Annotated in this window: 9 protein-coding genes and 1 tRNA gene; all 10 read right to left on the minus strand. The window is 43.0% G+C overall.

What is annotated here, in order from left to right; genetic code table 11:
* Nucleotides 1-71: 71 nt before the first annotated feature.
* The 10 genes from CXF60_RS00755 to CXF60_RS00800 all read right to left on the minus strand — a co-directional run bounded on the left by CXF60_RS00755 (nt 72) and on the right by CXF60_RS00800 (nt 13,929).
* Entirely contained in the window at nt 72-596 is a 525-nt protein-coding gene (locus tag CXF60_RS00755; RefSeq protein WP_101204294.1) for a DUF6586 family protein, read from the minus strand.
* Nucleotides 597-762: 166 nt separating this feature from the next.
* Nucleotides 763-4,980, minus strand: a complete 4,218-nt coding sequence (gene rpoC / locus CXF60_RS00760; protein WP_102090387.1) for a DNA-directed RNA polymerase subunit beta' — start codon at nt 4,978-4,980, stop codon at nt 763-765.
* Nucleotides 4,981-5,131: 151 nt separating this feature from the next.
* Nucleotides 5,132-9,250, minus strand: a complete 4,119-nt coding sequence (gene rpoB / locus CXF60_RS00765) for a DNA-directed RNA polymerase subunit beta (RefSeq protein ID WP_102090388.1) — start codon at nt 9,248-9,250, stop codon at nt 5,132-5,134.
* A gap of 764 nt (nt 9,251-10,014) precedes the next feature.
* Nucleotides 10,015-10,386, minus strand: a complete 372-nt coding sequence (gene rplL, locus CXF60_RS00770) for a 50S ribosomal protein L7/L12 (protein ID WP_057761722.1) — start codon at nt 10,384-10,386, stop codon at nt 10,015-10,017.
* 120 nt (nt 10,387-10,506) lie between these two features.
* Nucleotides 10,507-11,034 carry a 50S ribosomal protein L10 gene (gene rplJ, locus CXF60_RS00775; protein ID WP_057761724.1) on the minus strand — a complete coding sequence of 176 codons (528 nt, stop codon included), beginning with the start codon at nt 11,032-11,034 and terminating at the stop codon, nt 10,507-10,509.
* 457 nt (nt 11,035-11,491) lie between these two features.
* Nucleotides 11,492-12,193 (minus strand): 50S ribosomal protein L1, encoded by a 702-nt coding sequence (gene rplA / locus CXF60_RS00780; protein ID WP_057761725.1) that lies wholly within the window; start codon nt 12,191-12,193, stop codon nt 11,492-11,494.
* Entirely contained in the window at nt 12,193-12,624 is a 432-nt protein-coding gene (gene rplK / locus CXF60_RS00785) for a 50S ribosomal protein L11 (RefSeq protein WP_057761727.1), read from the minus strand. The genes rplA and rplK overlap by 1 nt, the downstream gene beginning before the upstream one ends.
* Before the next feature lie 90 nt (nt 12,625-12,714).
* Nucleotides 12,715-13,245, minus strand: coding sequence for a transcription termination/antitermination protein NusG (nusG, locus tag CXF60_RS00790; protein ID WP_057761729.1), 531 nt, complete (start codon nt 13,243-13,245; stop codon nt 12,715-12,717).
* A gap of 71 nt (nt 13,246-13,316) precedes the next feature.
* Entirely contained in the window at nt 13,317-13,802 is a 486-nt protein-coding gene (secE, locus tag CXF60_RS00795; RefSeq protein WP_057761731.1) for a preprotein translocase subunit SecE, read from the minus strand.
* Between the two features lie 51 nt (nt 13,803-13,853).
* Nucleotides 13,854-13,929, minus strand: a tRNA-Trp gene (locus tag CXF60_RS00800).
* Between the last annotated feature and the right edge of the window lie 392 nt (nt 13,930-14,321).

A 14,321-nucleotide genomic window follows, 5' to 3' on the forward strand; every position in this document is an offset into this window, starting at 1 on the left:
CCTACTTAATCATACTTTAAAATGGTTCAATAAATAGCGGTCAAAGAATAAATTTGCTAGTTTACTTCCTATTAGAATTCAACCATACCTGCACGCAGTTGTTCAATCAGCTCCAAAAGCTGATTACGCCATTCCCGTATCGTTGTTTCATCAGGTAGCCATTGGTTAGATAAAGTGACAACATTGACAATCAAGTCTGGCGACGCTGAATGACTGCTTGGCGCTTCATCGACGATAGTATCTGGCGGTACTGCATACAGACAACGCTGATAAGCACGTTCTATATTGGCGATAAAACCTTGCTGCTGTAATTGCTGCAAACGCTGAATCTCAGGAGATACTTGGGTTCGCTCGCTCAGTGCTTGCTCAATATCGAGCAAAGTTGGCGCCGTCATATTTAGGCTATAGAAGTGACCGAGCTCCTGAATGAATGCCAATAAAGCACCATGCAAGTGAAAAATAGCAGTCTCACAGTGTGCTTGGTATAACTGCTTATCATTGGTACTTCCTGCAGATTGGCAAGATAAACGACAGAAATATAACTTTTGATTGGTTCGATCTGCTTGATATTTGGCGACGCGAGTTTTACCTGCCATTTGCTAATTATCCTTTTATGAATAGTGAATTAGAGCATATTTCCAGTGTACTATTTTTTTAGATGATAGCACCATGCCTTTCTTAGTTTTTTATACGCACAAAAAAGCCAGCAACTTAGGCTGGCTTTTTTATTAAATTAAGAATGAATCAAAATACTTAATACGATTAATTATCTTGATTTAACTCTTGAGCAAATGCTTCGTCAAAGCTTGCAAAGTCTTTGCTATCAGTGCTTGCAGTCATATCAAACGCTGCATTCAAATCTTTATCTTGTAGCTTCTGATCTGCTTTTTCTTTGCGTGCTTTATGATAAGCAAGACCAGTACCTGCAGGAATCAAGCGACCAACAACTACGTTTTCTTTCAGACCACGTAACTCATCCACTTTACCAGTCACAGCAGCCGCAGTTAGTACACGGGTTGTTTCCTGGAAAGAAGCCGCTGAGATAAAGCTTTCAGTTGCTAGACTTGCTTTGGTGATACCTAGTAATTGACGCTCAAACTGTACTGGGAATTTATCTTCCGCTTCTAGCTTCGCATTCAATGCTTTGATATCTGCATACTCTACCTGATCACCTTTGAAGTGACTTGAGTCGCCGCCGTCAGTGATTTCAACTTTACGCAGCATCTGACGAATGATAACTTCGATGTGCTTGTCGTTGATTTTTACACCCTGCAAGCGATAAACGTCCTGTACTTCGTTGACGATGTAATCAGCAAGTGCAGTCTGACCCTTCAAACGCAAGATATCATGTGGGTTCTGTGGACCATCAGCGATCACTTCACCACGTGCTACCGTCTCGTTTTCAAAGACGTTGATTTGACGCCATTTCGGGATTAGCTCTTCATGTACTTCGCCATCTTCATTAGTAATAATGAAGCGGTTCTTACCTTTAGTCTCTTTACCAAAGCTTACCACACCAGTCATTTCTGCCATGATGGCGTGATCTTTTGGACGACGTGCTTCGAACAAGTCAGCAACACGTGGTAGACCACCGGTAATATCTTTTGTACCAGAAGACGCTTGTGGTACACGGCCTAGAATCGAACCTGCTGCCACTTTCTCACCATCGCTTACGCGGATGATAGTTTCAGCTGGTAAGAAGTAAACCACTTCTTTGCCTTCGTCAGTGTTCAAGATAATCGCAGGACGTAAGTCTTTTGCTGAGCTTGAACGGTCACGAGTAGCTAGAATCTCAAATGAGCTCATACCAGTCGCATCATCAACTTTTACTGTTGCAGTCATACCATCAGTGATGTCACTGAAGCGTGCTGTACCAGCAAATTCTGTGATGATTGGATGCGTATGCGGATCCCATTTAGCGATAGTTTGACCGCCTTCAACCTGCTCTTCGTCTTTCACAAGTACGCTTGAACCATATGGTACTTTATAGCGCTCACGCTCACGGCCAAGCTCATCGGTCAATGCGATTTCAGCTGAACGCGATACGATGACTAAGTGACCATCGGTATGCTGTACTGTTTTCATATTTTCAAAGTGCGCTTGACCAGCATTACGTACAGAGATGCTGTTGTCTACAGAGGCTGAACTCGCTGCCCCGCCCACGTGGAACGTACGCATGGTTAACTGAGTACCCGGCTCACCGATAGATTGAGCTGCCATAACACCGACTGATTCGCCGATATTCACTTTATGACCACGTGCAAGGTCACGACCATAACACTGTGAACATACGCCATGTTCGATATCACACGTAATTACTGAACGTACCCAGATATCATCGATTGCGTTGTTATCAAGGACGTTAACCCAGTACTCATCGATCAATGTACCAGCTGGAATCAATACTTTATCAGCATCATCGTTGTAAGTAACATCACGAGCAGTCACACGACCCAGTACTAGCTCACCTAGTTTCTCAATGATTTCACCACCTTGAATATGTGGTTTCATGAGTAGACCTTCTTCAGTACCACAGTCATCGCTAGTGATAACCAAATCTTGTGCCACATCAACCAGACGACGAGTTAGGTAACCCGAGTTAGCCGTTTTCAGTGCCGTATCCGCTAGACCTTTACGTGCACCGTGAGTTGAGATGAAGTACTGTAGTACGGTCAAACCTTCACGGAAGTTAGCTTTAATCGGCGTCTCAATGATTGAGCCATCTGGTTTCGCCATCAAACCACGCATACCAGCCAACTGACGAATCTGTGCCGCACTACCACGAGCACCAGAATCTGACATGATAAAGATTGAGTTGAATGACTTCTGCTCGTCTTCTTCACCTTGTGCATTGATAACTTTATCTGTTGCCAAGTTGTCCATCATCGCCTTAGCGACTTTGTCATTGGTACGTGACCAGATATCGACTACTTTGTTATAGCGCTCACCAGCAGTTACGAAACCTTGCTCGAACTGATCTTCGATTTCGCGAACTTCGCCTTCTGCCACTTCGATGATTTGCTTTTTAAGTGGTGGAATGACCATGTCGTCGATACCGATAGACACGCCAGATAGTGTTGCTTGAGCAAAACCAAGATACATCAATTGGTCAGCAAACATAACACTTTCTTTTACGCCAACTTTACGGTAGCAAGAGTTGATCAAACGAGAGATGTTTTTCTTCGTCATCTCCTGGTTACACTCATCAAACGTCATACCTTTAGGCATGATGTTCCAGATAAGTAGACGACCAGCAACCGTATCTTTGATACTGATTTCTTTAGTCTCGTTACCTTCTTCGTCAATTTGCGTCTCAGTAACACGCACTTTGATCTTGGCGTTTACATGTAGGTCGTTTGAACCAATTGCACGCAATGCTTCATTAACGGTAGCAAAAATCATGCTCTCGCCTTTGGCATTGATCGACGAGCGACTGATGTAATATAGACCTAGTACAACATCCTGAGATGGTACGATGATCGGATCACCGTTTGCAGGTGACAAGATGTTGTTGGTAGACATCATCAAAGCACGTGATTCAAGCTGTGCTTCTAGCGTCAATGGCACGTGAACGGCCATTTGGTCACCATCGAAATCGGCGTTGAATGCAGTACAAACAAGCGGATGCAATTGGATGGCTTTACCTTCGATCAATACTGGCTCAAATGCCTGTAGACCCAAACGGTGAAGTGTTGGCGCACGGTTAAGAAGTACTGGATGCTCACGGATAACCATGGCCAGCATATCCCATACTTGTGGCTCTTCACGCTCTACCATCTTTTTAGCAGCTTTAATCGTAGTCGCTAAGCCATGAGATAATAGTTTGTTATAAGTAAATGGCTTGAACAATTCTAGTGCCATTTTCTTAGGTAGACCACACTGATGTAGACGTAGTGTTGGACCTACAACGATAACCGAACGACCAGAGTAATCGACACGCTTACCAAGTAAGTTCTGACGGAAACGACCTTGCTTACCTTTGATCATATCAGCCAAAGATTTCAATGGACGCTTGTTACTACCAGTGATGGCACGACCGCGACGACCGTTATCAAGCAACGCATCTACTGACTCTTGCAACATACGCTTTTCGTTACGTACGATGATGTCAGGTGCGCTTAGCTCAAGCAGACGCTTAAGACGGTTGTTACGGTTGATCACACGGCGATATAGATCGTTTAGATCTGACGTCGCAAAACGGCCGCCTTCTAGCGGTACTAGAGGACGCAAATCTGGTGGTAGTACTGGCAAGATGTTCATTACCATCCACTCAGGCTTGTTATTAGAATCACGGAATGCTTCTAATAATTTGAGACGCTTAGACATTTTCTTAAGCTTAGTCTCAGAACCTGTTTGTGGAATCGCTTCACGTAGCTCATCGATTTCAAGATCGATATCGATGTCTTTTAATAGGTCTTGAACGGCTTCAGCACCCATTTTGGCTGTGAATTCATCACCGAACTCTTCAAGCGCTTTGTAATAATCTTCATCATCAAGCAACTGGTACTTTTCTAAACTAGTTAGACCAGGCTCAGTAACGATATAGCTTTCAAAATATAGAACGCGCTCGATATCACGTAGCGTCATGTCTAATAATAGACCAATGCGGCTTGGTAATGATTTTAGGAACCAAATATGCGCAACTGGACTGGCTAGGTCGATATGACCCATGCGATCACGACGAACTTTAGCAGTGGTAACTTCCACACCACATTTTTCACAGATAACGCCTTGGAACTTACGGCGCTTATATTTACCACATAAACATTCGAAGTCTTTTACTGGACCAAAGATTTTGGCACAAAAAAGACCATCACGCTCAGGCTTGAACGTGCGATAGTTGATGGTTTCAGGCTTTTTCACTTCGCCGTGCGACCATGACTTGATGACGTCAGGTGAGGCTAAAGTAATTTGAATGCTATCAAACTCTTGGTTACCGTTGCCGGTAGGGCTTTGCATGATATCGAGTAAATCTTTCAAGTTGCTTCTCCGTTATCTTTATAATCATCTGACAGCGTACCATTGACGCAGATAAGATGAATGAAGGCAATGAATAGGGTTGAGACAAATCACTAAAAGCAGCAGCAATAAAGCAGACTGCCTTTAGTGGACAACTAAGTTAAACAACGGGCTAGTTGCTTTGTTTTAACTCAATATTAATACCCAGTGATTTGATTTCTTTGGTCAGTACGTTAAACGACTCAGGCATGCCTGGATCCATATACTGCTCACCATCAACGATGTTTTTGTACATACGAGTACGGCCTTCAACGTCATCCGACTTCACCGTTAGCATTTCTTGCAACGTGTAAGTCGCGCCGTATGCTTCTAGTGCCCACACTTCCATCTCACCGAAGCGCTGACCACCAAACTGAGCTTTACCGCCGAGTGGCTGCTGCGTGACTAGAGAGTAAGAACCCGTTGAACGCGCATGCATTTTGTCATCAACCAAATGGTTAAGCTTGAGCATGTACATATAGCCGACGGTTACTTTACGGTCAAACTTCTGACCTGTACGACCATCATATAACGTCTGCTGACCATCGCGATCCATACCAGCAAGCTCAAGCAAATCTTTGACTTGGCTTTCTCTTGCGCCGTCAAATACTGCTGTGCCCATTGGTACACCGCCACGTAAGTTGTCTGCTAGCGCCATGATGTCATCATCACTTAAGCTATCAAGATCAACTTGCTCACCGCCTACTTGGTTATAGATTTTGTCCAAGAAGTCACGTAGCTCTTTGATCGCTGCTTGAGATTTGAGCATACCATCAATCTTCTCGCCCAATCCTTTCGCTGCCATACCCAAATGCGTCTCTAGAACCTGACCAATGTTCATACGAGATGGTACACCAAGTGGGTTCAATACGATGTCAACGGTATTACCATTTTCATCATAAGGCATGTCTTCAACTGGCATGATGCGCGATACCACACCTTTGTTACCATGACGACCAGCCATCTTATCACCAGGCTGAATACGACGCTTAACCGCTAGATATACTTTAACGATTTTTTGTACACCATGTTGCAAGTCATCACCAGCAGTCAATTTGCGTTTTTTCTCAGCAAACTTCACATCGATGTCTTTTTGCTTATCAACCAAGTAATCAGCGATTTGCGTTAGACGCTCAGAGATTTCTTCTTCAACTGGTTGGATATCAAGCAAGGTCTCAAGGCTCATATCTTTCATATCAGCCAATGCCATAACCGTACCGGCCTTTAGACCAGCACCGCCGCTGACTTTTTGGCCATCTAATAGATTACCAATACGGCCACGTGCTGCTTCTTCAAAGATACGTAGCTCTTCTTTCAAATCTTTGCGATAGCTGTCAAGCTGCGATTTTTCAATCGCTCTTGCGCGTGCATCTTTTTCAACGCCATCACGGGTGAAGACTTGTACATCAATAACCGTACCTTTACTTGAAGTTGGTACGCGTAGTGAAGTGTCTTTCACATCAGCCGCTTTTTCGCCAAAGATAGCCCGTAGTAGTTTCTCTTCTGGCGTTAGCTGAGTTTCACCTTTTGGCGTCACTTTACCAACGAGAATATCACCAGCATCAACTTCAGCACCGATATAGACGATACCTGCTTCATCAAGACTTGATAGTGCTGCTTCACCAACGTTTGGAATATCAGCCGTGATCTCTTCTGTACCTAGCTTGGTATCACGAGCCACACAAGTCAATTCTTGGATATGAATCGTAGTGAAACGATCTTCTTTTACGACTTTTTCAGATAGTAAGATTGAATCTTCAAAGTTGTAACCATTCCACGGCATAAATGCGATGCGGATGTTCTGTCCCAGTGCTAGCTCACCAAGATCCGTTGATGGACCATCGGCCAAGATATCACCCAAAGCAATCTCGTCACCTTGGTTAACAATGATACGTTGGTTGATACAAGTGTTTTGGTTAGAACGCGTGTATTTGATCAAGTTATAGATATCAATACCCGCTTCACCAGCAACCATCTCGTCTTCGTTGACACGAACCACGATACGTGATGCATCAACATCTTCAATCACACCGCCGCGCTTAGCGATGACACAAACACCTGAGTCACGAGCAACGTGTCGCTCCATACCAGTACCTACCAATGGCTTATCAGCACGTAGGGTAGGAACCGCCTGACGCTGCATGTTCGAGCCCATCAAGGCACGGTTAGCATCATCATGCTCTAGGAACGGAATCAGACCTGCTGCAACCGATACTACCTGACTTGGTGATACATCCATATGCGTCACTTTTTCTGGCGGCATACGAACAAATTCACCATAGCTACGGACACTGACCATCTCGTCAGATAACGCGCCATCCTCAGTCATCGGAGAGTCAGCCTGTGCAATAACAGTACCGACTTCTTCGATTGCTGATAGATATTCAATATCATCAGTCACTTTACCATCAACCACACGGCGATATGGCGTTTCTAAGAAACCAAAGCTGTTGGTTTTAGCAAATGTCGCTAGTGAGTTGATCAGACCAATGTTTGGACCTTCAGGAGTCTCAATAGGACATACACGGCCATAATGCGTATCATGTACGTCACGTACTTCAAAGCCTGCTCGTTCACGAGTTAGACCACCAGGTCCTAACGCTGATACACGGCGCTTATGGGTAACTTCAGACAACGGGTTGTTCTGATCCATAAACTGTGACAACTGGCTTGAACCAAAGAACTCTTTAACCGCAGCCGCTACTGGCTTAGAGTTAATCAAATCTTGTGGTGACAAGTTGTCTGACTCTGCTGAGCTTAAACGCTCTTTTACGGCACGCTCAACACGTACTAGACCAACACGGAATTGGTTTTCTGCCATCTCGCCCACTGAACGAATACGGCGGTTACCTAGATGGTCAATATCATCGACATCGCCGCGACCGTTACGAATTTCGATAAGTTCTTTTAGAACATTAACGATATCATCGTTGGTCAATACACTGCGTTCGCGCTGTACGTCTGGATCATCGGTGTTTTCAAATGGCAGACCAAGACGACGGTTGAACTTCATACGGCCGACGTTAGATAAGTCATAACGATCTGCGTTGAAGAACATGCTCTCAAACAGTTTCTCAGCCGTTTCAACCGTTGGTGGCTCACCTGGACGCATGACTTTATAGATTTCGATCAACGCTTCTTCACGGCTTGAGGTGCTATCAGCACGTAGCGTATCGGCAATATAACTACCTTGGTCGATATCGTTAGTGAACAGAATGCTGAACTCTTTGATGGCACCACTGGCTTCAAATGAGTTCAATTTCACCAATAACTCGTGGTCGATTGGCGTGTTCGCTTTAGCGATGATTTCATCATTAACAACGATGTCTTCAGCTAAAATACGCTCATATAGGTATTCATCAGGCACAGCAATTTTTGTCATGCCTGCTTCTTCAAGCTGACGGATACGGCGTGCGTTGATACGTTTGCCCTGCTCTACAATAACGTCACCTTCAGGTGATACGATATCAAACTGAGCCATCTCGCCACGTAGACGATCAGCAACTAAGTCAATTTCAAACTGCTCTTCGCCTTTATAAACAGCAACTTTATCAAAGAATAAATCTAGGATTTCAGAAGTCGTTAGACCAAGTGCACGTAGAATGATTGATGCAAGTAGTTTACGGCGACGGTCAATACGAGCAAAGACTAAGTCCTTTGCATCGAATTCAAAGTCTAACCATGAACCACGGTAAGGGATGATACGCGCGTTATAAAGCACTTTACCACTTGAATGCGACTTACCTTTATCATGATCAAAGAACACACCAGGTGAACGATGTAGCTGAGATACGATAACACGCTCAGTACCATTGATAATAAAAGTACCGTTAGCCGTCATCAAAGGCATCTCACCCATGTAAACGCTTTGCTCACGGATATCTTTGATAGCAGCTTTGCTATCTTTGTCTTTGCTGTCTTTGTCTTTGATGATCAAACGGATTTTGACACGCATAGGCGCAGCAAACGTTGAACCACGTAAGATACACTCACGCTCATCAAATTCAGGCGTGCCTAAATAGTACTCAACAAATTGTAGCTCTGCGTTACCAGAGTGACTCTCAATTGGGAAAATAGAGGAATACGCAGCTTGCAAACCAGTATTCTCACGAGCTTTCGGCTTTTTGTGCTCTTGCAAAAATTGCTCGTAAGAATCTACTTGAATAGACAGTAAATAGGGAATGTCCATTACAGTGGGCAATTCAGCAAAACTTTTGCGAATACGCTTTTTTTCAGTATAAGAATATGCCATCGAGAGTCCTTACAGTAAACGTGGAAACAAATTAAAAGCGTGGCCAGTATGCATAAATACGATGCAAACGTGGCGACGTAAACGATAATATAAAACGGGTCTTCGTGTTCAGTTCATGTCTTTTCTGTCAATTACTACTTTACTCTTCAGTGCTTACCTAGCACACTTCACTTAATCTCGTCGTTGCTTGCTAGATTCATGGTAAGTGAATCAGTCTATATGACTGTTGCAACCAAAAAATTCAATATTATATAATCTATAACATATTGCCTATCAGGCTTAATTTACAAATACATTGCTGGGAAATAATGTCTATTAAGATTGCATCCATACCACTTGCCATCTAGACTACTTATTACCGAACTATGTTCCCTACACATACAAACTGTCTATGAGACTGAATATCGACAGTCATGCCACACCAAGTAGGCAACTTATGATCAACAGCTTTTTTAAGAATACCGCTTTTTTCAGGATTAATAATCGGGGTAACTATAACTTTTAGAATCAGTATAAACTATAGTGTTGATAGGAAAGCATGCAGACACAAAAAAATGCCAAACATCTACAGACGTTTAGCTCATATTAACTGATTTCAAAAACTGGCATGTGTGCTTGCATGTATATCGTCTGTCCTTTTGATGGGTATCCACCGTGATGTTGCATACGTATGTTGGCAGACACAAAAGGTCAAGCTACGAATTATAGTAAAAAAAAGCTGGCAATGCAAGGCATTACCAGCTTTTTTTCGTACAGTGTTAAACTTATTTTAGCTCAACAGTTGCACCAGCTTCTTCAAGTTTCTTTTTCAACTCTTCAGCTTCGGCTTTAGATGCGCCTTCTTTGATTGGAGCTGGAGCGCTTTCAACCAAATCTTTCGCTTCTTTTAGGCCAAGACCAGTAGCTTCACGTACGGCTTTAATTACGCCAACTTTCTTCTCGCCAAAGCTGGCAAGAACTACGTCAAACTCGTCTTTTTCTTCAGCAGCAGCAGCAGCAGGACCAGCAGCAGCAGGTGCAGCAGCAACAGCAGCTGTTACGCCGAATTTTTCTTCCATGTCGCTGATTAACTCAACGATATCCATTACTGACATTTCAGCGATTGCATTTAACACGTCATCTTTAGATAGTGCCATGAGAACTCTCCGTTATCTGATAAAAATTAATTGATTCTAATATCGCTTTGATTGCTTGCCTAATGTGACAATAAAGTGCAACCAAAATTAGCGATGTTAAAGTTACGTTAAAACAAGCAATTAAGCAGCTTCTTTTGCGTCTTTGATTGCCGCTACAGTGCGAACGAACTTGCCAGGAACAGCGTTCATAGTCTGGACAAGCTTGGTCACTGGTGCATTCATAGTAGCCATCAAGATAGAGATTGCTTCGTCGCGAGTTGGTAGCTTCGATACGCGCTCTAGCTCTTCTGGACCATAAACTTCACCACCGACTGATACTAATTTGGTCTCTAAAGCTTTGTTATCTTTGCTGAAGTCGAAAACGACTCGAGCAGCAGATCCCAAATCTTCCATAGAGAAAGCCAAAAGTAGTGGACCAGTCATACGGTCTGACATGCTCTCAAACTTAGTGCCTTCAAAAGCGCGTTTTGCTAGTGTATTTTTTACCACTTTTAAAACGACACCTTTATCACGAGCTTGTTCGCGCAGCTTAGTAAGCTGTGCAACACCAATACCGTGATATTCGGCAGCTACTGCTGAGTAAGCATTAGCAGCAACTTCAGACACTTCAGCCACAACTTGTTGTTTTTGTTCTAGCGTTAATGCCATAAGTTGACTCCTTTAATCTTATCAATCGACTTATAATAAAAGTGCCAAAAACAAGGTTTTTATGCGCTCAAACTGTAAGCTAAGACTGACTTGATACGACACATTACCAGCGGATTCAATTAATAAAAAAAGCATCTACTGGTAACGACTGATTACGGCACCGTTATCAGAATGACGTTGAGTAATAGTTTGAAGATTATAAATAATCTTATCGCCCTATCCGCTCGTGTCTTAAACTGTGTGGGCCACCGTCTGCGTAGGACAACTAAGATTTTCATCTGTCGTCGATTAACAAAAGTGACTTATTGTCATAAACAACTATCCGAAGATCGCTAACTATGACTCTAAACTACTCTCTACCTACGGTCTTAGACAGCGTAGCAAATACTACGCTGACCTAATTCTTTAAAAACTGTTTGTGTTTATCATTCAAAATATTTGAAGATAAAAACTTTAATTATTTAGCAGTACGATAAGGAACAGCGTCGATCGTTAGACCTGGACCCATCGTGCTAGACAAGGTAATTTTCTTAATGAAAGTACCTTTAGAAGTAGCAGGCTTAGCACGCTTTAGATCAGAAAGAATCGCTTGCGCGTTTTGCTCGATTTGATCAGCAGTGAAACCAACTTGGCCGATAGTTGCATGGATGATACCAGCTTTATCAACACGGTACTGAGCCTGACCAGCTTTCGCATTAGTCACAGCTTCAGCAACGTTTGGCGTTACCGTACCAACTTTAGGGTTAGGCATTAGACCACGTGGGCCTAGGATAGTACCTAACTGACCAACAACACGCATTGCATCTGGAGCTGCGATAACAACATCAAAGTCCATGTTACCGGCTTTGATTTGCTCTGCTAGGTCTTCAAAACCAACGATGTCTGCACCAGCTTCTTTAGCGGCTTCAGCAGCAGCGCCTTGAGCGAATACAGCAACGCGTTTGGTTTTACCAGTACCAGCAGGTAGGTTAGTTGCACCACGAACTACTTGATCAGATTTACGTGGGTCAACGCCCAAGTTTACCGCGATATCGATAGACTCTTTGAATTTTAGCGCTGGCAAATCGTTTAGGATTTGAACCGCTTCTTCAATAGTGTACTGTTTTTCGTTATCAATACGGCTTTGAATTTCTTTTTGACGTTTGGTTAGCTTAGACATTATACACCCTCCACGGTAATACCCATTGAACGTGCAGTACCAGCGATGGTACGGACAGCAGCGTCAAGATCAGCTGCAGTTAAATCTGCATTCTTAGTCTTAACGATGTCTTCTAGTTGTGCACGGTCAACTTTACCAACTTTAGCAGTGTTAGGTGTACCTGAACCTTTAGCAATACCAGCAGCCTTACGTAGTAAGTATGCAGCTGGTGGTGACTTCATGATGAAGGTAAAAGATTTGTCGCTGTATACTGTGATCTCAGTTGGGATCGGTAGACCTGGCTCTTGGCCTGAGGTCGCAGCGTTAAATTCTTTACAGAACGCCATGATGTTCACGCCTTTTTGACCCAAAGCTGGACCAATAGGTGGTGAAGGATTTGCTTTGCCTGCAGGCACTTGCAGTTTGATGTAACCATCAATCTTCTTAGCCATGATACTCTCCTAAATGGGTAATAGCGCCAAATCAATGTGGTATATACCTAATTGACTAACAGCTCCCCGGTTGATGAATTTTTTGCTAATTTAGTCTAGTTTTTCAACTTTACTAAATTCAAGCTCAACCTGCGTAGGTCGATTAAATACGTTTACCGTTAGATGTAGTTTAGACTTCTCATAATCCACTTTTTCTACCAACCCTTTAAAGTCAGTAAATGGACCATCGATAACCAACAACTCTTCGCCTGGCTCAAATAGAGTCTTAGGACGTGGGTCAGTCTCAGTCTGGTTCAAACGGTTTAAAATGCGATCAGCTTCTACTTGCGTAATCGGTGCAGGCATCTCAGGCGTACCACCGATGAAGCCCATAATACGAGGACAGTCTTTTACGATGTGCCAAGTATTGTCGTTCATTTCCATTTGGATCAATACATATCCAGGAAAGAACTTACGCTCGCTCTTACGTTTTTTGCCGTCTTTCATTTCGACGACTTCTTCAGTAGGAACCAATACATCACCGAATGACTCAGCAAAGTCACTACGATTAATACGATCAGTTAATGAACGTTGTACTTGTTTTTCATATCCTGAAAACGCTTGGACAATATACCAACGCATATCACGCTCCTGATCATTATAAATAAGTTGTTATGAGTAAATGTCTCGCTAATAGTCACTAATACGCGCTATTAACCGATGAAAATACCAACGAACCAATTAAAAAAGTTATCCAATAACCAAATAAAGAAACCAGCAATCGCAATCACGACAATCACTTGCCATGTATATTGAAAGGTTTCGTCTTTACCTGGCCATGTCACTCGGCGAAGCTCAACGGCAGCATCTTTTAATAATATTTTAAAAGCACGGCCTTGATGCGTTAACGCCAAACAAACTAATGCAAATACAACAAGTGCGACAATAATACCAATACGTACCCAGACGTCGTTGGCAGGTTGCCAATAGCCCGGTAAGTATTGATTTACTAGAGTCGCACCGATTAATACAGCTGCGGCAAGTAGCCACAAAATCAAATCTTTTATTGAGCCAGTCTTAGCCACTTCAACAGCAGTAGTACCGCTAGCTGAAACATGCTTGTTTTTAGACAGCATTCCACCAGCAACCGCCTTGGCATCAGATAACTTAGTCTCGAGGTTATCTTGATCATTGCTCATAAAGAACTCGCTTCGGAGATGGTGGGGTACAACAAAGATGTGATAAGAAGATGGCAGGCGATGTAGGACTCGAACCTACAACCCTCGGTTTTGGAGACCGATGCTCTACCAATTGAGCCAATCGCCTATAGGTGTAAAGGACAGCATTATACAATATTTAGCATAGAATGCAAGCCCTTGACGGTAAAATTATTAATTTTACCTGATTTTGCACTGCCGCAATCTAAAATAACTGCTAGCATTAAGTGCAGCGATAATATAACAAGCTATGCTACAGATTACAATATGCTATCTAACAAATAATTGTCTCTATCACACATGTAGCTAATTCATTAATACACGCTAGGCATAATTCTATTTTCGATCATGCTTCAACTTTCTCCAATAAAAAAAGGCCACCCTAGATAGGATGGCCTTTTTTATGACTAATTCATAAGCTCATTACTGAGACTTAAGTCTTAGTTCAATACGTTAGCAACAACACCAGCGCCTACAGTACGGCCGCCTTCACGAATTGCA

The sequence above is a fragment of the Psychrobacter sp. 4Bb genome (assembly GCF_002836735.1).
GTDB lineage: Bacteria > Pseudomonadota > Gammaproteobacteria > Pseudomonadales > Moraxellaceae > Psychrobacter.